Source organism: Halalkalibacter oceani, from assembly GCF_040544555.1.
Classification (GTDB): Bacteria; Bacillota; Bacilli; order Bacillales; family Bacillaceae_D; genus Halalkalibacter; species Halalkalibacter oceani.
The window spans coordinates 549,670-568,615 of the sequence record NZ_JBEPKD010000001.1; the positions used below are offsets into that span (position 1 = coordinate 549,670).

General features: G+C 48.7%; 20 protein-coding genes and 1 other annotated feature. Of the genes, 4 read left to right on the top strand and 16 right to left on the bottom strand.

The features are described 5' to 3' along the window. Positions 1–53: 53 nt before the first annotated feature. Positions 54–1,019: an asparaginase gene (locus tag ABMB67_RS02740; RefSeq protein WP_251222431.1), complete on the top strand. Its 966-nt coding sequence runs from the start codon at positions 54–56 to the stop codon at positions 1,017–1,019. A 142-nt stretch (positions 1,020–1,161) separates the two neighbouring features. Here the strand turns inward: ABMB67_RS02740 and ABMB67_RS02745 are convergent, their stop codons facing one another. The 9 genes from ABMB67_RS02745 to ABMB67_RS02785 all read right to left on the bottom strand — a co-directional run bounded on the left by ABMB67_RS02745 (position 1,162) and on the right by ABMB67_RS02785 (position 9,793). After that, a complete protein-coding gene (locus ABMB67_RS02745; RefSeq protein ID WP_251222432.1) occupies positions 1,162–2,133 on the bottom strand; it encodes a YpdA family putative bacillithiol disulfide reductase in 972 nt (323 codons plus the stop codon). A gap of 256 nt (positions 2,134–2,389) precedes the next feature. Then, positions 2,390–3,307 carry a D-alanine--D-alanine ligase family protein gene (locus ABMB67_RS02750; RefSeq protein WP_354571028.1) on the bottom strand — a complete coding sequence of 306 codons (918 nt, stop codon included), beginning with the start codon at positions 3,305–3,307 and terminating at the stop codon, positions 2,390–2,392. A gap of 126 nt (positions 3,308–3,433) precedes the next feature. Further along, entirely contained in the window at positions 3,434–4,045 is a 612-nt protein-coding gene (locus ABMB67_RS02755) for a genetic competence negative regulator (RefSeq protein WP_251222434.1), read from the bottom strand. A gap of 122 nt (positions 4,046–4,167) precedes the next feature. Then, positions 4,168–5,064 carry a MerR family transcriptional regulator gene (locus ABMB67_RS02760; RefSeq protein WP_354571029.1) on the bottom strand — a complete coding sequence of 299 codons (897 nt, stop codon included), beginning with the start codon at positions 5,062–5,064 and terminating at the stop codon, positions 4,168–4,170. A 189-nt stretch (positions 5,065–5,253) separates the two neighbouring features. Then, positions 5,254–6,018 (bottom strand): metallophosphoesterase, encoded by a 765-nt coding sequence (locus ABMB67_RS02765; RefSeq protein WP_251222436.1) that lies wholly within the window; start codon positions 6,016–6,018, stop codon positions 5,254–5,256. A 23-nt stretch (positions 6,019–6,041) separates the two neighbouring features. Next, entirely contained in the window at positions 6,042–6,437 is a 396-nt protein-coding gene (locus tag ABMB67_RS02770) for a hypothetical protein (RefSeq protein ID WP_251222437.1), read from the bottom strand. A gap of 252 nt (positions 6,438–6,689) precedes the next feature. Beyond that, a complete protein-coding gene (locus tag ABMB67_RS02775; protein ID WP_251222438.1) occupies positions 6,690–7,640 on the bottom strand; it encodes a hypothetical protein in 951 nt (316 codons plus the stop codon). Next, a complete protein-coding gene (locus ABMB67_RS02780; protein WP_251222439.1) occupies positions 7,637–8,167 on the bottom strand; it encodes an RNA polymerase sigma factor in 531 nt (176 codons plus the stop codon). Before ABMB67_RS02780 ends, ABMB67_RS02775 begins: the two co-directional genes overlap by 4 nt. A 402-nt stretch (positions 8,168–8,569) precedes the next feature. After that, positions 8,570–9,793 (bottom strand): M20 family metallopeptidase, encoded by a 1,224-nt coding sequence (locus ABMB67_RS02785; RefSeq protein WP_354571030.1) that lies wholly within the window; start codon positions 9,791–9,793, stop codon positions 8,570–8,572. Between the two features lie 467 nt (positions 9,794–10,260). Here ABMB67_RS02785 and ABMB67_RS02790 point away from each other — a divergent pair, with 467 nt between their 5' ends. Beyond that, complete coding sequence (locus ABMB67_RS02790) at positions 10,261–10,494, top strand: hypothetical protein (RefSeq protein ID WP_251222441.1); 234 nt, start codon at positions 10,261–10,263, stop codon at positions 10,492–10,494. Between the two features lie 186 nt (positions 10,495–10,680). On the opposite strand, the gene ABMB67_RS02795 is transcribed toward ABMB67_RS02790, so the two are convergent. From ABMB67_RS02795 to ABMB67_RS02815, 5 genes are read right to left on the bottom strand one after another with little or no spacing between them, the layout of a single operon-like run. After that, positions 10,681–11,121 carry a DUF2663 family protein gene (locus ABMB67_RS02795; protein WP_354571031.1) on the bottom strand — a complete coding sequence of 147 codons (441 nt, stop codon included), beginning with the start codon at positions 11,119–11,121 and terminating at the stop codon, positions 10,681–10,683. Between the two features lie 52 nt (positions 11,122–11,173). Next, complete coding sequence (locus ABMB67_RS02800; RefSeq protein WP_251222443.1) at positions 11,174–11,389, bottom strand: hypothetical protein; 216 nt, start codon at positions 11,387–11,389, stop codon at positions 11,174–11,176. Position 11,390: 1 nt separating this feature from the next. Beyond that, the gene (locus ABMB67_RS02805) at positions 11,391–11,990 is read right to left on the bottom strand and encodes a CPBP family intramembrane glutamic endopeptidase (protein WP_354571032.1); all 600 of its coding nucleotides are present in this window, start codon (positions 11,988–11,990) and stop codon (positions 11,391–11,393) included. A gap of 53 nt (positions 11,991–12,043) precedes the next feature. Then, positions 12,044–13,543 (bottom strand): RecQ family ATP-dependent DNA helicase, encoded by a 1,500-nt coding sequence (locus ABMB67_RS02810; protein WP_354571033.1) that lies wholly within the window; start codon positions 13,541–13,543, stop codon positions 12,044–12,046. Continuing rightward, positions 13,533–14,591: a YpbB family protein gene (locus tag ABMB67_RS02815; protein ID WP_354571034.1), complete on the bottom strand. Its 1,059-nt coding sequence runs from the start codon at positions 14,589–14,591 to the stop codon at positions 13,533–13,535. The genes ABMB67_RS02810 and ABMB67_RS02815 overlap by 11 nt, the downstream gene beginning before the upstream one ends. 231 nt (positions 14,592–14,822) lie before the next feature. Here ABMB67_RS02815 and ABMB67_RS02820 point away from each other — a divergent pair, with 231 nt between their 5' ends. Further along, positions 14,823–15,071 carry a ferredoxin gene (locus ABMB67_RS02820; protein WP_251222447.1) on the top strand — a complete coding sequence of 83 codons (249 nt, stop codon included), beginning with the start codon at positions 14,823–14,825 and terminating at the stop codon, positions 15,069–15,071. Positions 15,072–15,194: 123 nt separating this feature from the next. Here the strand turns inward: ABMB67_RS02820 and ABMB67_RS02825 are convergent, their stop codons facing one another. Beyond that, positions 15,195–16,247, bottom strand: coding sequence for a M14 family metallopeptidase (locus ABMB67_RS02825; protein ID WP_354571035.1), 1,053 nt, complete (start codon positions 16,245–16,247; stop codon positions 15,195–15,197). A 191-nt stretch (positions 16,248–16,438) separates the two neighbouring features. Further along, positions 16,439–16,664 (top strand) — a binding site (T-box leader). Positions 16,665–16,758: 94 nt separating this feature from the next. On the opposite strand from ABMB67_RS02825, the gene serA reads away from it, so the two are divergent. Continuing rightward, entirely contained in the window at positions 16,759–18,381 is a 1,623-nt protein-coding gene (serA, locus tag ABMB67_RS02830; RefSeq protein ID WP_251222449.1) for a phosphoglycerate dehydrogenase, read from the top strand. A gap of 173 nt (positions 18,382–18,554) precedes the next feature. Here serA and ABMB67_RS02835 read toward each other — a convergent pair whose 3' ends face one another. Next, a complete protein-coding gene (locus ABMB67_RS02835) occupies positions 18,555–18,929 on the bottom strand; it encodes a hypothetical protein (RefSeq protein ID WP_251222450.1) in 375 nt (124 codons plus the stop codon). Positions 18,930–18,946: the final 17 nt, after the last annotated feature.

Consider the following 18,946-nt stretch of genomic DNA (forward strand, 5'->3'; position numbering starts at 1 on the left):
ACTTTCGGCATTTCCCGCCTTCATTCACTTGGAAAGAAATAGAGGTGCTTAAATTGAAAAAAATTCTTGTTTTACATACTGGTGGTACTATTGCGATGAAGGAAGAAGAGCAAGGAACGATTCCAACAGCAATACATCCATTATATTCCACGATTGAATCGCTAGCAAGCATTGCCTCGGTTACGGTCGATGATTTTCTCAATCTGCCTTCGCCTCATATGACTCCCGCTTTAATGGTCGACCTCGCTGAACGGCTGCGGGAAAGAACGGAACGTGACGGCCTTGACGGCATTGTCGTCACACATGGAACGGACACGCTTGAGGAGACGGCCTATATGCTCGATCTATTAGTTAATTGGCAGCTTCCCGTCGTCATTACTGGAGCGATGCGTTCAAGCAATGAATTAGGAGCCGACGGGCCACATAACCTGATCACCGCCGTTCGCGTGGCGACGTGTGACGAAGCGCGTGGCAAAGGCGTCCTCGTCGTCATGAACGATGAGATTCACAGTGCTAAAAATGTCACCAAGACGCACGCCAGCAATATCGCGACCTTTCAAAGTCCGCAATATGGCCCGCTCGGCATCGTCACAAAGCGCGACATCTTTTTTCACCATACTGTCACGAAAAGGGAATCGTACCCCGTTTCCAGGCTGACAAAAAAAGTCATCCTTTTAAAGGTATACACCGGTATGGACCGCGACATCATCGATTTGGCGATGCAATCAGACGCCGACGGCCTTGTCATTGAAGCATTCGGCCAAGGCAATGTTCCCCCGGCGATTGTCCCGGCACTCAAAGAGCTCATCAAACGCAACATCCCGATTGTGCTTGTCTCCCGCTGCTTCAGCGGCGTCGTGCAGGACAACTACGCCTACGAAGGAGGCGGGCGTGAATTGCGCGAGCTCGGCGTTATTTTCACAAACGGGTTAAATGGGCAAAAGGCGCGATTAAAGCTGATGGTCACGCTAGAGAAAACAGATGACCGTGAGCTTCTCCAATCCTATTTTCTCCAATAAAGAAAAGCGCGTAGCGGTCTTCATGAACCTTCCAGCTATTTTTATCTTTTAAAAAAAGATGGCATACCAGGTCTCTTCCCCTGTGTAAGCCATCTTTTTTGCCTGATTTATGTTCAATCCTTGCTTTTGGGAACGGTCCAGCCTATTGCTGCCGGCGGCTGACAATCGCCTCGGCAATCGCCTCTCCGTGAAAACGGCCGTTTTCAATAAAGATTTCGTTCGCATTATTGCCTGCAGCAATCACCCCAGCGATAAACAACCCAGAGACATTCGTTTCCATCGTCTCTTCGGCAAACAGAGGACGGCCTGTATCCGAATCGACCTCGACCCCCATTTTCCGCAAAAACGAATGGTCGGGATGGTAGCCGGTCATCGCGAAAACAAATTGAGCCCGGACGCGCTTTGTCGTCTGCCCGACCTGGTAGATCACTTCGTCTTTTGTAATCCGTTTTACTTCGGCATTGAATTCCATCTTAATTTTCTCGTGTCTGACAAGCGATTCAAATTCCGGTAAAATCCACGGCTTCACACTTGACGAATAATCGCTGCCACGATACAGATTCGTCACTCGCGCACCGGCCTTTTCCAGCTCCAGCGTCGCATCAACGGCTGAGTTCTTGCCGCCAATGACGACGACATCGTGATCGAAAAACGGATGAGCCTCCTTAAAGTAGTGAAAGACATGATCCTGTTCTTCACCGGGCACTCCCATCATATTCGGCGAGTCATAATAGCCTGTCGCGATAATGACATACGGAGTGCGATAGTTATTTTTAGTCGTTTGCACGATAAATGTACCATCTTCCTGACGCGCAACTGCCTCGACGCGCTCATAGGCATGAATTCGCAGCTCCTTCCGCTTGACGACCTCACGATAATAGACGAGCGCCTGGTTCCGTTTCGGCTTTCTCCCTTCAATCACAAATGGAACCCCGCCAATTTCCAGCTTCTCACTCGTGCTGAAAAAGGTTTGGTGCGTCGGATAACGATAGATCGCGCTCACGACATGATCCTTCTCGATCACTAACGGATGTAGACCGCGCTCCTTGCAGGCAATCGCCGCCGCCAGGCCGCATGGCCCTCCCCCGACTATGATCACATCTTCATCGTTCATTTTTCCACCTCTTTTTTACACTGCCACGCTTACTTGAGTTCTTTTTTAGTATACCAATTTACAACAACCGACGGAAACGAGATGCTTCTGCCGCTTCATCTCCCTTTTATTCTTTACGAAACGAACGAAAGCATGCCGCCACCGCTGAGTTTCGCGAGCCACGAATGAAAAGACCTGTCCCACTAGGCCGAATTTACCTTTTCGGGACAAGTCCAAGAAATGCGCGAAAGTCGCTACATCGTTTAAAAAAGCCATTTTATTTTTTCAAGGAAAGCGTAACAAGCTCCTCGATCATCTCTTCATATGACAGCCCGATCGCCTTCGCGGCATCCGGATATAAGCTTGTCGGCGTCATGCCGGGAAGGGTGTTGACCTCCAAAATGACCGGCTCTGTTCCATCCTCGGGCACGATAAAATCAACGCGGGAATAAATATCGCAGCCGAGCGACTGATGGGCAAGCACGGCATGTTTTTTCACATATTCCGTATACTCATCAGTCAATCTCGCTGGAACGATATGCTCACTCATTCCGGCAGCATACTTCGCTTCGTAGTCATAGTATTTATTTTTCGGGACAATTTCAACAACCGGCAGCGCTTTTTCCTGACCGCGATTTCCCATTACCGCCACCGTTACCTCTCTCCCGGAAACAAACTCCTCAATCAATACTGTTTCATCAAGCTTAAACGCTTCATCAATTCCGTCCAGAAGCTGCTCCTTATCTTCCGCAAACGTAATCCCGATTGTCGACCCTTCCTGATTCGGCTTGACAACCAACGGAAATGGCAGTGAAATCTCTACCTGCCCGCGCTCGTACGAATGGCGGTAAAGAACCTGCTCCTTCGCCGTCCGTGTGCCGTTTTGCGCGAAAAACAGCTTCGCCCGCGCTTTATCCATCGCCAGAGCCGATCCCTGGACGCCCGAACCGACATAGCGCAAATTAAGCATATCAAGCAATGCCTGGATCTTGCCATCCTCCCCATAGCGGCCATGCAGGCCAATATATACCATATCCACATCCAGCTTTAGCAGTTCCTCAAGCCGTTCAGGATGAAAATCAATGCCAGCGACATCATGTCCCCGCTGCTCCAATGCTTTGATAATTCCTTTACCTGAAGATAAGGACACTTCCCGCTCTGCTGAAATCCCTCCGTATAATACTGCTATCTTCATTCCGTGCTCACCTCTCGCCAACATTATGTATCACTAGTTTATTCGCCCATTTCTCTAAGTGGAACTAGTCTAGGCTATTGTATCATAATCTTTTTTCAAGAAAACGGCAAAAAAAGACTGATTCTATCATTGATCAGTCCTTTTTCCTCCAATGAAATTCATATACAGCTGTAAAATCGCTTCGTGCTCTGCAATCACTTTGCCATATTCGGCTACGCGGAAGGAAGAAACGGTCGCAGGATTTCCGTATTCAGACAAAAGGGCGACAAATGCTTCCTCTTCAATCTCATCGAGGTCGTACTCCTCGAAGCTCAAATAATAGCGGTTCTCAAACGAGTAGAGCGTGCCACCTATCGCGCCAAAGGCGTACAGCCGCGCCGCGAGATCAATCACATCTTCTATATCCTGAAATTCATAAAAGATCTCTTCCGTCTCATCAAGCGTGACCTGCATTTCAATATACCCTTCATCGTAATCAAGTCCATAGTGATCATCAGGCAGGCCCTTTGTCACAATGATCACCATGCCTTGCGCCGGCATAGCATATACTTCAACAGCCACTGGGCCGTCTACTTTAAAACCAAGCTCATCATCTGCTTCAAGCATCATATCGCGAAACAAATCATGAACCTTTGGCACATCCTGCCACAAATCTTCCTTTGATATGCCCCGTTCCTTTAAATCGTCATATGTTAAAAACACCTTGAATTTATTAGATGCCAAGCGTTCAAGACGCATTTTTCCCCCTCCTTTGTCCCTGAACTCCCTACATGCTTAAGCGGATTCATCCGTAGAAAAGTCTTACTATACGATATGAGAAGACAGAAAAGAAGGTTCGTAAACAGGAAGACCATTTTTTTCTATCCCCTGAGCTGTTTTTGCAGCCAGCTTTCCCACTCCGGCCTTGTTGACCCTACCCGGTATTTTTCTGCCGGGCCGTGCAGCTCGATCGCCTTGCCGCCAGCACCAATGATCAGCTGCGGGTACGCTTCACTAAGCCGTCTTATCAAGTCCATCACATCGGGAAGATTTCCATCCTTCATACAGGATGTAAAGAACATCCGTGCCTCCACTTCCTTGATGACCTGTTCGACATCGTCAGCCGGAATTTTCTTGCCTAAGCAGATGACTTCAAACCCTTTCTGCCGCAGAAACAGCTTATAGCTCATCAAGCCCCATTCATCGGCTTCATCAGGTCCGCAGACAGTAACGACCCTTGGTAAAAAGCCATCAACCGGAAAGCTGTGAAGAATCATGCCAATTTTCGTCCGTAAAAAAGTCGTGACAAACTGCTCACCGGCAAGTGAAATCTCCTCATTTTTCCGCAACTCCCCAACCTTTATAAGCAGGGCGCCTAAAATGTCGACCGTTACTTTATCGACACTGAACATACTGAAAGCCTGATTTAACAAATCATGGGCTTCCCTTTCCCGAAAAGCAAGCAGCGCTGTTAACATGTCGTCGCCAAGCCTCGCCGCATAATCTTCATAGCGTGCTTCCTGCTGGGAATTCAGTGAAACAGCGTGATCTTTTTCTAACAGGCCGACAGCTTGTCCAATCGTAAACCCTTTATTTACTTTATCAAGTAACCAGCGCAGAATTGCGACATGTTCATCAGAATACAGGCGATGTCCCGCTGCATTGCGGATTGGCTTAACAATCCGGTAGCGGCGCTCCCAGGCCCGGAGAGTACCCGCTTGAATTCCTAACATCGTCGAAATCGCTTTAATATTATATTTCCCTTCTTTCGAGGTCATATCCTTCTCCTCCTGCTGAGTAACGAAAAAACGTCTCATTTTCGCGCTCATGAAGCCGCAACTCAGGCCCGTCACATTCAAATGCACATAACGCGCCTGATCTTTGGGCTTTACACGTTCATCTACTTACTCCCCAGTATAGCGAATGATACAACTTGTGTAAACTTTGTACAACTCCTTTATACAACGCTATTTTGCCCGCCGAAGCTGGATCAGATGGGTTTCAGCGGGAGCAGCCAATCGAAGCGGGAGGGTCGAGGTGCCAAAGCCATTGCTGATGAGATGCACATAACCGGGCCTGTGCTTCATTTGTCCCTTCTCCTCCAGTCCCCAGCCAAAGATTCTGATTTGTCCCCCATGCGTGTGCCCGCTCAGGATGAGAGAAAAGGGGTGATCGTGCGGCAAAACATCGACGATATCGGGGTAGTGACTGACAAGAACCGCAAAGCCTTCCTCGCTCTGGGCGTTAACTTGACTGAGGTCGTCCCGCTTGTGTCCAATGTCATCCACCCCACCGATAAACAGCTGATCCGCTCCGCGCGTAATGACCTTACATGAATTGACAAGCTCGATCACGTGATGACGCGCAAGCAACCGGCGCAGCTGCTGCGCTCCGACTTCTTCGTCGTTATTGCCCCAGACAAAGACGCACGGTCCGAGTGAGGCGAGCCGGCGCAAATTATCCTCAATCCGGGCAAGCGGCACTCCTTTTTCACATAAATCGCCGCCAATAATCACAAGATCGACGTTTCCCCGGATCGTTTCAATGAGCGGATCAGGCAGGCGACGGCGATGAATATCGCTAATAAAAAACAGCCGGAAGCCGTCAAAGGCTGCCGGCAGTTGCCCGAATGACAGCTGATGATGACGAACCCGCGTCCGAAAAGCCTCCGTAATCATATAAAAAACAAGGACGGCTCCTGCCGCCACCATAAGGTAAATGAAGATGTTCATCCTATGCAGTACTCCTTAGCTTCCTATTTCCAGCGTTTTCTCATAAAACCGACATCCATTATACCATACCAGAGAGCAAGAAAAAGCGCGAAACATGCGAGAAAACGATGACTCAGAAAGAGAGGGACAAACGTTACTAATGCGGCGCAGCCAAACACGAGCGTCGGACGTTTTCCCGGTCTCTTTGTATAATGCGGAACGTAGCTGCTGATCAAGTCGCGAATAAAAAATGAATACGCGAGAAACCCGGCGATAAATAGCAGACAGGCCGCCAGCAGCTTAAATGGAGAAAACAACACTTCTCCGATAAAAGCCGAAAGCTCCCATATCGGCGAACGGGGAAAAAGACTCGCAGCAGCTGCAACTCCGCCATAAGCGGTTACTAACAGCAGTATCCTTATATATACCCAGACTGCCATCCTCACAGCGACATCCCCTTTTTCTATCATACATATGCGCGGAAATGGACAACAGTCCCTTCTTTCCCTTACATTTTCAAGCTAGCCGACAGCCGGCAGCAAAACGAGGCCACTGAAAAACGTCCTTTTTTTGTAACACTGCTAAAAAAGTGGAAATCGTACTTTTTCAGCAGTTTCCAGCAAAACAGGGTGCGCCGCAAAGGTTGGTTTTCCTTTTGGCACACCCCGGGTGACGCGTTTGCTCAAACCGGCTTATTCAAATTCAGCGTATTTCAGCAGGACGCCGATATCACGAAACACTCTTTCCCCGCCGTCACCGCTTATGTTTATCTCCGCAGTGAGGCGGTAATAAACGCCCTCATCCTCAATAATCGCGGTTTCAAGCGTCGCCCCTTCCGTTTCAAAGCTTAGTTCGGCAGCAAATGTCAGCTCTGTCTCATGAGAAGAAAGCGGCCATCCCTCTTCGCTCTCCGTCCAGCCGGCGGCTTCAAAGCGCTCACGCAATGAAGCCTCCAGCTCTTCAGGCGAAGCGGCGTCGATCTGCTCTTCTGTCAGCGTAAAGAAAGGCGTCGTTGCCGGCTCTCCGGCAAAGTTTGTAAAAAACTGCAACGTCTGGCCTTCTTCAGAAGCCATTTGCTCAACGACATACTGTTCATTAACCCTTGTCGTAAAGTTCAGTTCCGGACTTTGCACTTCCTTAAGGAGGATCGTTTCCTCCATCCCTTCCATCATAATTACTTCCTCGAACCGCTCACTCGATTCAATGACCTCAGTCTCGCCCCCGGCATCCGTCGATTCAGCAGCATCCTCATTCTCATTCGGTACTGCTTCCCGGGAATCCATCGCCGGTTCATCCGTTGCGAATTCGTTGATTTCCGGAGCATCGTTGAATATGGTAACCTCTTCCTCACTTTGTCCACTTTCGGCATCCGGCATCACGGCTAGCTCAGCCTCGTCTCCACTTGAGTCACTTGGTGCTTCCGAGCTGAAATTTCCAAGCTGACTGATCGTCAGCACACTGCCGAGACCAAGCGCTAGGACAATCATCGCCACCGCCTGCCAACGATGAAAAAAGCGGCCCCACCGCGGGCGTTTTTCCTTTTCAATTTGCGCCATTATATGGGAAGATGACGATTTTTGCGGCAGCTGATCATACTGCCCCTTCAGTTTATCCATCATCTCTTTTAATTGTTGATCATTCATAGCTGCTCACCTACTTTTTCAAACTTTCCTTTCAACTGCTTCTTTGCTCGCAGCATCCTCGTTTTCACAGCTCCCTCTGTTACATTGAGCACCTCAGCGATTTCCTGATAAGGCAAATCATGAAAATAATGAAGAATGATCGGAATTTTGTATTTCTCATCTAATGATTGAATAAAATCATGCAACACCTTTGATTCTTCGTCAAAAAACGGCTCCACATACGTGCTTTCCGGAGCCATTTGCTTCAGCGCCTGCGTTTTTCTTTTTTGACGCTGTTCGCTACGGTAGAAATCCCTGACGACATTCAGGGTGATTGAATAAAGCCATGTTGTAAACTTTCCACGGTTATGCTTATTTAAAAAACGGTAGACTTTTATAAACACTTCCTGCGTGACGTCTTCAACATGCATATGATGAACACCAAGTTGATAGGCGAATTTTTCCACTGTTTTTAAATGCTGTTCAATCAGCTGGCTAAAGGCTTCATCATCTCCTTGCTTTGCGCGCAAAACTAATTGTTCTTCCATCTTCAAGACCTCCGATTTCGGTGTACACCTGTCTCTCTATCTCTCCAGCAAGCTTGCTTTTATCATGATGCTTATGTAACGCCCGATGTTGATAAAAGGTTTCATTCCGGCTTTTTACCTTCATTTGGCAATAAGACACGCCGCCACGTGCTTTTTCTTTAGACCTCAAGCTCCACAGCGTCAGAGCCGTCTTTTTTTAAAAAAATTAAGAAGAGATGTTTCAAAAGGCGATTAGTTTCCTTTTGAAACATCTCTGACATTCGCTCTCGGTCATAAACGGAAGCAGAGGGGAGACCAAAACCTTCTACCTGCACGAATATTCGGACAAGTGATAAAAAATGTTCCCTGTATCTCTGCTGACATTATACCACATGAGGGAAACAGCTCTGTTAGATCCCGGACCTATCTTTTTTTGAGGACATCCTGCCCGCTAACAGGCTGCTCCGCTTTGGCTTCCTGTAAAAAGTGGAGGGCAGCGCTCACTAAGCCTTTGGCGGCAATGACCATCGCCCTTTCATCAAAATCAAATTTAGGATGATGATGCGGATACGTTAAACCTTTTGCTTCATTTCCCGCTCCGGTAAAAAAGAAACTGCCCGGCACATGCTGCAAATAATAGGCAAAATCTTCTCCACCCATCACCGGTTCAATCTCGACGATGTCCTTTGCTGGATGCACGGCCTGCGCGCTGCTGACAAAGCGCTCTGTTTCCACAGCATCATTAATGACAGCCGGATAGCCTTTTTTATACGAATACGTATAGCTCGCACCCATTGCTGCGCAAGTGCCCTGAATCACTTCTTCGATTCTTTTGATTAACAGCTCCTGCACGTCTGGATCAAACGTGCGCACCGTTCCGACCAATTCCGCCTGATCGGCGATTACATTAAAGGCGCCGCCCGCTTGAAATGACCCGACGCTGATCACTGCCGACTTGAGCGGATCGACATTGCGGCTGACGATATGCTGAAGCTGCCCGACGACTGCTGAAGCAACAGCGATGGAATCAACCGTTTCATGCGGACTCGCCCCATGACCGCCGCGACCGAGAATCGTCACATCAAAACGGTCCGCCGCGGCCATGATCGCACCTTCTCTATAGCCGATCTCCCCTACTGGAATCGGCGTCCAGAGATGCGTGCCGTAAATCGCGTCAACCCCCTCCAGGCAGCCGTCCTCGATCATCGCAATTGCACCGCCCGGCGCCAGCTCTTCCGCAAACTGATGAATCAGCACGACTGTCCCGGGAAGCTCGGCGCGTATTTCCATCAAAGCCTTGGCGACGACCAACAGCGTCGCCGTATGACCGTCATGGCCACAGGCGTGCATCACACCGGGGTTTTTCGATGCAAATGGCAGACCGGTTTCTTCCGTAATTGGCAAAGCATCAAAATCAGCCCGCAGCGCCACGGTCTTTCCCGGCTTACCACCCTTTATGTAACCGACTACGCCTCGTCCGCCGACCCCTCTTTTCACCTCAACACCGAGCCGCTCTAAATAATCGGCGATCATCGCCGGCGTTTTCACTTCCTCAAATGACAATTCAGGTTCAGCATGAAGCAGCCGGCGCAGCTCGATCATCTCCGGGTAAAGCTCTTCCATTCTTGCAAGTAAACGGTTAAGCATCGTTCGTCTCCCCTTCCTCTTTTTTTTATTGTACCTTTCTAACAGAAAATTGAAAACAGGGTAACAAAAAAGACTATTTCATCTGCTTTCGATCAGCATGAAATAGTCTTAGACAACCGGTAAAACATTCTTTTTTTATTCAGCTTCATCTGAAACTTTAAGCATGTAAATAGCCATGCTCACAGCTAAAATCATCGCTAAAAATCCAAAGCCGAGGATCGCAAGTAATTGAACTCCTGTCATGAATATCCACTCCTTACTCCATTATCACATTTTCTTATTTTATCCTAACACAGTTATCACCTTAGCTACCGTAATAATGTGACAAAACAAAGAATTTTAACACGTCAGAAAAACAAACAAATTGATTGAATATTTAGTGAATAGTCAGTATACTGAAAGTAACAGAGAAAAGGAAACGTTTACATTCAAGGGTGATTATGAACAAACATGAAGGAGTGATTCACGTGATTCTGACGAAACTGACGAACAAATCGCTCGTAACCGACCAAGACGTATCATTTAATTACCGTTTAGGGATTCCTGTCGAGGTATTTGACTCCCAGCAAGGAAAAACAGTCGCCTTTGGACAAATTGAAGCATACAATGAGCAGCTCATCCATATACACGGTTCCCCGTTTTGCCGATCCAGCTACCTGTTCTTCGGACAGCCGGCCCAGCCGGCCCCTGCCTCGTGCTGACAAAGGAGTCTGGGAAAAAAGGTTGTTTTTGTCTCTCTAAGCAATGAAGCGGAACCGCCACGATCTTTTAAAGCCCGTTGTGAGTGGGTTTCTCACAACGGGCTTTGTTGCGTGTGAAGCCATTGCCATGTCTCAAGCTCCTTAAGCATTATCTCACCGGCCTTTCCCCTTTTCGAGGCAAGCCCGTCACTTGTGGTACAAATTGACTCCGTGGACACGTTTCATAAAGGCATATGTTTGCTCGCGCTTTTTCCAGGAGCGATCATCCTCCCACAGCTCAGGGCTGCGGGCGATAATATCAAGCCGCAGTTCTTCGTACTCCTTTTCCGCTTTATCCTCCTTTTTGCTGAAAAAGCGGAGTTGCCAATAGCCGATCGCGCAAAGGACCGCGGCCCCGATAAAAAAAGGGTCCGTCGTCAGGACAGAGATCAGCCGGGTCGAGGAAGCAGCTCCGCTTTCGATAAATAAGCGATAGACGGCAAAAACAAGCAGCGCGAGGCAGCCGAGCAAAAACAGCGACCATCTTGATTTTGCCTTTTCAACGTCTTCCCATTTTTGCTTCCGCGCGACGAGTTCATTCATCAATACTTGAATGCCCTCTCTTTCCCCCTCCAGCCTGCTTTTCATCTTTTTTCACCCCCTCTTCATTCTATGAGGGACAAAGCAATCATAGAAGCGGCTATTGCAGCCAGTAAGGGATGGACAGGACGAGGACGACAATGATAAAAAACAAGATCAATAGTAAGCGCACTAATGGGAATGAGAGTTTCAGCTTGATCGGCTTCGGTCTGTTTTTATGGACTTCGGAACGCGGTGGAAGGGAAGCCGTCTCGCTTTCGTGCTTTTTCATTTGCTGACGGAGTCCGTCCGCCTGATCATTTACCTTCCTTGACATCTTATACCTCCTTTACCTCTCTCATGTCCTTTTGAGCACGAGCGCGAATTAACATCCCTACTACGACATCAATCAGAAAATGGGCAAAAATCGTGATGAGAAGATTCCCTGTCCATTCAAAGGTTAGACCAAGTAAAAAGCTAACAGCAATCACCTGGCCAAATAACCATGGCTTCGGCAAATAGCGGCCATGGACGACGGCAAACAGCAGGCTGGCGGCAACGAGACCGAACGCTGTTTGCAGCACGCCGCGAAAAAAGATTTCTTCGGCCACGGCGACAGTCGCACAAACGAGCAGGAGCCGCGGCGTCGTTAAGCTTCGGAAAAGCCGTTCATTCAGCCCGCCATCATCGAGCCATTCGGCGGGGAGCAGCCTTTCAAGCATAACATCAAGCATGATGACAGCCAGGGCCAAGCCACCGCCAATGAGTACAATAGGAAACAGCTCATTTTGAAATAACGCCCAAAACGCTTCCCGGTTGTCAAAAACAAAAAATCCGATGACGAAGGACAAACCGAGCAATAGCCCCTGTGTAACATATACCTGGATAAGCAGCTGTTTATCTGTTAATGATGCAAGAATTTCTTTTTGTGATGTCATCGTTTCCCTTTCCCGGGCAGTCCCGAAGCGGCGTGCAGCCCATCAGACCGCCCCTACTGTTCAAAAAAAAGCTGTTCAAGTGCTTCTTCCCATCTTTTTAACGGTACGGACATTCGCTGTGATTCACTAAAGAAAGCTTCGACATTCGCCCCGCACTGATCACAGCATTGCTCAGGCCGTTCGCCTATTTTTTCTGAAAAATAAGCGAGTAATGCTTCACGGCGGCATCCCGTACCCGCAATCCATGCCTCAAAAGCCGACAGCTTATGCTGTTTCTGTTTCAAATGCTGTTCATGGGCTGTCTGAATCCGTTCATACATCCGCCCGGCGGAAAAAGGCTCAATCCGCTCGCCGTTCAAGGCACCCTCTTCCTGCAAAAAATAGCGCGTCAGCCTCCAGATTGCTTCCTCGCCGCCCGTCCGCGCACGAAACTGCTCTTCCAGCTCTCTTGTCAGCTCAGCACCACCGCTGATCGAGCGTAAGGCGTCCTTTAAGCCGGACTCTTCAAGTGCCAGTCTGTCGGTTAACAGCCTTACTCTTCCTTTATCTTCTTCACTATAGAGTAAAAGCGCAAGACTCGGCTTGCCGTCGCGTGCCGCACGGCCGATTTCCTGAACATAGGACTCCATGTCGGCTGGATAATGAAAGTGCAGCACATAGCGAATATCTTTCTTGTTAATCCCCATTCCGAAGGCGCTTGTGCAGCAGACGACGTCAATTTGTCCGTTCATAAACTGCTCCTGAATTAAAAGTCGATCCTCTGTCGACAAGCCGCCATGATAAAACGTCACTCGCCCGATTCCTTCCTCCTGCAAAAGACGAGCGCATCTTTCCGTCCAGAGCCGGCTGGAAAAATAAATCATCCCCGGGCCTCTAAGCTTTCTGACAAGCTCTTTCAGTCTGTCGAGCTTTTCCTCCGTCGTGCGGTACGCTTCGACCCGGTAGGAAATCACCGGACGATCGGACGGATAGCGCAGAAGCACCGGCTGCCTTAGTTGCAGGCTTTTCTCCATATCCTCAATCACCGCTTCTGTCGCCGTCGCTGTCACCGCCAGACACGGCGGACAGCCAAGCTCGTCCTTCAACGTGCCGAGCCGCAAATAATCCGGTCTGAAATCATGTCCCCATTGCGAAATACAATGGGCCTCATCGACGACGAAATAGGCGATTCCCACTTCGCGTAAACGCTGTTGGACATGAGCCATTTGCAGCATTTCCGGTGAAAGATAAACCATCTTATACTCGGACAGCTTTCGCAGGACGCTTTCCCGCTCCTTCCAGTTCATAAAGCTGTTTAACGCCGTAACCGCCCTGATTCCTTCCGTGCGCAGCTGCTGCACTTGATCCTCCATTAACGACAGAAGCGGAGAAATGACCACGGTGATCCCCTCCGCCAATAAAGCAGGCAGCTGGTAACAGACCGATTTCCCGGTACCGGTTGGCAATGTAGCGATCACATCCTGCCCTTGCCTCAATGCTTCGATAACGTCCTTTTGTCCGCTTCGGAAAGTCGAATAGCCGAAAAAAGTTTGTAATGCTCGTTCAAGCTCCATGACTCACCTTCCTTTTGGCCATCACCAGCCGGATCATAAAATAGCTGACCTCCTGCGGCAATCTGTCCTTCAGCTCGCGCAGACGGCTCGTCCCAAGCTGCTCCGCCACCTCAATGATTTGCTGCTCCCATTCCTGACGGACAAAGGGCCGGATCGAAAAGGCGCTATGATGCCAGGCGATTTCGACGATGTGGTCTTCGATCGTATTTTGCTTTAACTTTCTAATACGGCTGATCTCCTCAAGTGAATAGCCTTCAGCAAGCAGCTCCATTGTCTGCTTCGTCGATGCCGTCAGCACGACCTCCTGCTTCAGATCAGCGGCAAACATCGCCAAGCGGCGGTAACGCTCCGGCTGTTTCGCTGTTGTGTTGAACATCTGATGCAAGGTCGCCATATGATAAAGGTGAACCGTAGACGGATGCCAGCCGAGTGCGGATGCGAGCTGCTGCTTTGTCATTCCTGCCCGTTTTTTCCCTGATAATTGATGGACAAAAACAAAGGCCTGCTCCTGCCGGCAGGTTTTTAAAAAGGATACTAACTCCGCATACAGCTCACGGTGAACGGTCTCCCTTTTATCAGACGGCGGCAGCTTGTTTTTCACCCAGCGCTGGATGTCAGGCTCGTGCGTCAGCGGATAAAAGGATGGCATCCTGGCGACGAGATGGGTTAACGATTGAATATACAAGCGCAGCCTGAGCCAGGCCGTCTCCGTCAACGTATGGTACTCCCAGCCGTTTAGCTCCTTCATAACCGGATGAAGCTGTAGAAAAGCGTCAAGTGCCGCCTGACCTTGCCCCGTTAAGACGAAGCGGTCCTCGCCGACTTTTTCCAGCCATTTTTGCTGGTGAAGTTCCCGTACAGCCTGCTCCAGTTCAGCCCGTGTTAACGCCGGCAACACGCCAAAATAAGGCAACAGGGAAAACAAGGCTGCGTCTTGAATGGTTTGAGAAGATTTCTTGCCTTTTACGATATGGTAAACGCCATAAATCGAACGGTCTGCCTCATAGGCGCTTATAATGATACAAATGAATGCTTGCTGGGCGTTCATTCGCCTCCCACCTTTTCCTGCGAAAAAACTAGCTCTTTTGTTTATTTTAGCAAATTCCACGTTTAATGGGGTGGAAAATCGTCTGAGTGGACGTGTAAGAAAGAAGAAAGTTGAAAAAAATAATGGCACTGTTCAGTTGAATTGGTTGAAATGTTTCTCATTCCGTTTTACAATAAATCAGAAGATGCGACATTAAACAATAGAAAAGAGAGTGGAATTGGAGGTTTAACCATGGCTAAATATACAATTGTCGATAAAGACACATGTATTGCATGCGGTGCGTGCGGCGCGGCTGCTCCAGATATTTATGATTATGATGATGAAGGAATTGCCTTCGTTATTCTTGATGATAATCAAGGGACAGCTGAAGTGCCTGAGGAGCTTGAGGAAGATATGATCGATGCTCAAGAGGGCTGCCCGACGGACTCAATTAAAGTTGCCGACGAGTCATTTGACGGCGATGCGCTTAAATTTGAATAGGCCCATTTAATGGAAAGCCGATGATCTCGATTCATCGGCTTTTGCTTTTTGAGACAAAACTGCCACAAGCCCGTTGCGAGAAAAAGATCATGGCTGGGCAAAATTTTGCCCAGCCACTTGCGTTTAAAGCTGCAGACCCTCAAGTGCGAGCTTGACATTATTGGCCCATATTTCGGCAAAGGCCCCTGGCGGTAATGGGTTGATGCCGGTCCCGACCTCCACTGTAAAGCCCGGCCTTCCAGTTTCCTGAATAAACCAGTCCTTAAAGCCGCCGTCGCTGTCCGCCGTATGAACCGGAGTGTAAGAGCTGGCGAGAGAAAGGCGCGTCACCATTTCTTTGCTCTCAGGCGGCTCATAGCCGCGATAGCCCCAATAGATCACCTGCCCCTGGGAATGGAAGGCAAGCACATGAGAGAACGACTCACGAAGAGCCAATTCATACACCGCAAGTGCTTCCGGCTCGGTTAATGGAGCCTGCCCGCTGTAATGACGCGGCCAAGGCTCCTGGGGACTTTCACCCGCTTCTCTTTCCCACTCCGCCGGCCATTGATGATTCAAATCGACGCCGCGAATATTGCTCGACCAGTGATCGAACCTGGTCATCCCTTTGTTGATGGCAAGCACGTCCTGATAATAAGGATGCTCAGGGGAAATTCCCTGCAACACAAGCTCAACACCATCCGGGTTGACGAGTGGAACGACGACAAGTGTCACTTGCTGCAATATCGCTTCGATGTCGTACTCAAACCACGCTTCTTTTTTTTGCTTGTATGAGGCAAGCCGGTCGAGGAAACGAGCCAGCAGCTTTGCTGTATGCCACTCGTTCGCATGCCAGCCTCCCGAATAAAAAACGTTCTTCTTCCCGCTGCCGATAAAAAATGCGTAAATCGGTTTTTTCATGACCGAATAGCCAATGATTTCACTGCGAATCCCTTTTTCTTTCCAGACAGGCAGCAATGCCACCAGCTGCTCGTGGCCAAACTCTGTCCTTACGTCATCAATGAACGTGTCTGGGCAATACTTCGCCTCTTGCGGAAGTGTAAGCTCGGCTCCGCGAGGAACATAACTGTTTTCCGCGTAAATGATCGGATTGAGCATGATCAGATCAATTGGCCGAATCTGATAGCTGGCCGCAATGATGGCCACTGTCTCTCCCGGTCCTACGACATGTTTCAAAGCCTCCCCTCCTCTAGTCGATATATATGATAACGAACTTCTTTTGATACAAAATTATCGTCAATCACGCTATTCACGAAGAAAAACGAAAAAATCTTTTCTTTTGTTCGTCATTTTCTGATTGACAGAAGCCATTTGATATGATAAATTATCAAACAATTAATACTATTATTCACGAACAATTACACATTAGAAAAACGATGATGAAGATGGGAGCATGAAAAGCCAATTCAGAGAGCTAGTGGGTGCTGTGAACTAGTTTGGCTTCATCCTCCAGAGCCCTTCGGAGTTCATACATTGAAGGTCAGTAGATGTATTCGGATAAATCCGTTATCTTGGAGAGTATCTCTCCCTGAGATGCGCACGCGTTGCGCATGAATGAGGGTGGCACCGCGGTTTGAACCTTCCGCCCCTCACGACTCCCGTCGTGTGGGCAGAAGGTTTTTTTGTTATACCGCTTTCATTTTTACGCATAGTAAAGAAAACAGATTTTTAAAGGAGTGTAGAGAGTATGAACAAGCAAGTTGTCATTGATCATCCTGAAACTGCAGCAAAAGAGGGACAATTTAACATTCTTGTCTCAGACAGCATGAGCAAGGAAGGGCTTCTGCCTTTACTGGAAAGTGACCAGGTCCGCTGTGTCGAGAAAAATGTCAATGATGTTGAAGACTTATCGATCTTCGACGCGCTACTTGTCCGCAGTGCAACAACTGTGACAGGTGAGCTGCTTGATAAGATGCCGAAGCTGAAAATCATTGCCAGAGCGGGGGTCGGCGTCGATAATATCGACCTCGATGCTGCAACGAAACGCGGGGTTGTCGTCGTGAACGCACCGGACGGGAATACGATTTCAACTGCGGAGCACACGTTTGCGATGATGATGGCCGTCATGCGAAACATTCCGCAAGCCAATGCTTCCATCAAAGCCGGAGAATGGAACCGCAAAGCGTTCCAGGGCTTTGAGCTTAGAGGAAAAACGCTTGGAATTATCGGTTTTGGCCGGATTGGTACACAGCTCGCTCAACGGGCAAAAGCATTTGAAATGTCCTTGCTCGTCTTCGACCCGTTCTTAACGCAAGAGCGTGCGCAAAAGGTTGGTGTCGAGACAGCTTCGCTTGATGAAGTCCTTGAAAACGCTGATATTATTACGGTTCATACACCGCTGACAAAAGAAACAAAAGGCTTACTCGGGATGAAAAACATCGCCAAAACAAAGCCGGGCGTTTTTCTCATTAACTGTGCCCGCGGAGGAATTATCGATCAGGAAGCGTTAAAACACTACTTAAATAACGGTCATATTGCCGGTGCGGCGCTTGACGTATTTGAAGAAGAGCCGGTTGCCGATCAGGAGCTGCTATCATTTGAAAAAGTGATTGCCACTCCGCATATCGCTGCTTCTACGAAAGAAGCGCAGCTCAATGTCGCCGCCCAAGTGTCCGAAGAAGTGCTCCATTTCCTTCAAGGCGAGCCAGCGAGCAACTCTATTAATTTACCGACACTTTCCAAGGAAGTGTACGAAAAGGTGAAACCATTCTATGAATTAACAAAGAAAATGGGGAACATCCTGTCACAGGTCATGATGACTCCTGTTCAGGAAATCGATGTGTTTTACGGCGGAACGGTAACAGAGCTGGAAACGTCGATTACGACAAGAAGCTTGATGGCCGGCTTTCTCCAGCCGCGTGTTGACGCTGCCGTCAATGATGTCAATGCGAGCCTGATCGCCAAAGAACGCGGCATCAGCTTCGGCGAGAAGCACTTAAACAAAACGTACGGCTATTCCAATATGATTCACGCTGTTGTCCGCGGCGAAAACCGTACGTTTGAAATTAAAGGAACATACGTGAAGGAATACGGTCCAAGAATTGTCAACGTCAACGGATTCACAGTTGATTTCATTCCGGAAGGACACCTCATCTACATCCAGCACAATGACCGTCCAGGCGTCATCGGCCGTATGGGACAATTGCTTGCTGAGCATAATGTCAACATCGCGACGATGCAAGTTGGCCGGAAAGAAGAAGGCGGAGAAGCGATTATGATGGTCGCTGTCGATAAGCTCGTCGATGACACGGTCATCGACGCCCTTCTCAAAATGGAAGACATCCACATCGCCGATAAGATTGAATGTTAAAAAGAGCTTGAGACAAAGCTAGCTTTGGACCTACTGGAAATGGCTTCACACGCCACAAGCCCGTTGTGAGAAACCCACTCACAACGGGCTTTAAAAGATCGTGGCGGTTCCGCTCATTGCTTAAAGGCTGTGACAAAAGGTTTAAAAAACAACCTTTTGTCACAGCCTCATTCCTACCATATATACGAAAACAGCAGGTCGAGCTGCTTGTCCTTGCTCTGACGCAAATAAGCCTCGCCGGCTTCGGTCAGCGTGACGATCGTTCCATCCGTTTTGAGCAGTGCTTCCTCAAAGGCGATGTCGCAATAAAATTGATAGAGGTGGGCCCGTTGCTGCCTGCCTTTCTTCTTCATAAGTTGATAGCCGAACGCCCGGTCATGAGAGCGCCAAAAGCGGGAATGAAACTCTCTGTTTCCGACCATACGAATAGAACCATGCTGCTTGATTTTACGCAGCATGAAAACAAACCCATCGACTAAATCAATTTGGGAGCTATTCAAATCCGTTTGTCGGTTGAGCCATTGAAACAGCTCGATATCTATGTTCATTTCACCATTTCCCCGTT

Bases quoted from the DNA above. Each gene is read 5' to 3' on its own strand.
- ABMB67_RS02810 (WP_354571033.1), bottom strand. From the start codon at position 13,543: ATGGAGCTTGAACGAGCATTACAAACTTTTTTCGGCTATTCGACTTTC.
- ABMB67_RS02760 (WP_354571029.1), bottom strand. From the start codon at position 5,064: ATGACCTCGAAAGAAGGGAAATATAATATTAAAGCGATTTCGACGATG.
- ABMB67_RS02815 (WP_354571034.1), bottom strand. From the start codon at position 14,591: ATGAACGCCCAGCAAGCATTCATTTGTATCATTATAAGCGCCTATGAG.
- ABMB67_RS02835 (WP_251222450.1), bottom strand. From the start codon at position 18,929: ATGAACATAGATATCGAGCTGTTTCAATGGCTCAACCGACAAACGGAT.
- serA (WP_251222449.1), top strand. From the start codon at position 16,759: ATGAACAAGCAAGTTGTCATTGATCATCCTGAAACTGCAGCAAAAGAG.
- ABMB67_RS02795 (WP_354571031.1), bottom strand. From the start codon at position 11,121: ATGAAAAGCAGGCTGGAGGGGGAAAGAGAGGGCATTCAAGTATTGATG.
- ABMB67_RS02745 (WP_251222432.1), bottom strand. From the start codon at position 2,133: ATGAACGATGAAGATGTGATCATAGTCGGGGGAGGGCCATGCGGCCTG.
- ABMB67_RS02750 (WP_354571028.1), bottom strand. From the start codon at position 3,307: ATGAAGATAGCAGTATTATACGGAGGGATTTCAGCAGAGCGGGAAGTG.
- ABMB67_RS02785 (WP_354571030.1), bottom strand. From the start codon at position 9,793: ATGCTTAACCGTTTACTTGCAAGAATGGAAGAGCTTTACCCGGAGATG.
- ABMB67_RS02775 (WP_251222438.1), bottom strand. From the start codon at position 7,640: ATGAATGATCAACAATTAAAAGAGATGATGGATAAACTGAAGGGGCAG.
- ABMB67_RS02800 (WP_251222443.1), bottom strand. From the start codon at position 11,389: ATGTCAAGGAAGGTAAATGATCAGGCGGACGGACTCCGTCAGCAAATG.
- ABMB67_RS02820 (WP_251222447.1), top strand. From the start codon at position 14,823: ATGGCTAAATATACAATTGTCGATAAAGACACATGTATTGCATGCGGT.
- ABMB67_RS02805 (WP_354571032.1), bottom strand. From the start codon at position 11,990: ATGACATCACAAAAAGAAATTCTTGCATCATTAACAGATAAACAGCTG.
- ABMB67_RS02780 (WP_251222439.1), bottom strand. From the start codon at position 8,167: ATGGAAGAACAATTAGTTTTGCGCGCAAAGCAAGGAGATGATGAAGCC.
- ABMB67_RS02755 (WP_251222434.1), bottom strand. From the start codon at position 4,045: ATGCGTCTTGAACGCTTGGCATCTAATAAATTCAAGGTGTTTTTAACA.
- ABMB67_RS02770 (WP_251222437.1), bottom strand. From the start codon at position 6,437: ATGGCAGTCTGGGTATATATAAGGATACTGCTGTTAGTAACCGCTTAT.
- ABMB67_RS02765 (WP_251222436.1), bottom strand. From the start codon at position 6,018: ATGAACATCTTCATTTACCTTATGGTGGCGGCAGGAGCCGTCCTTGTT.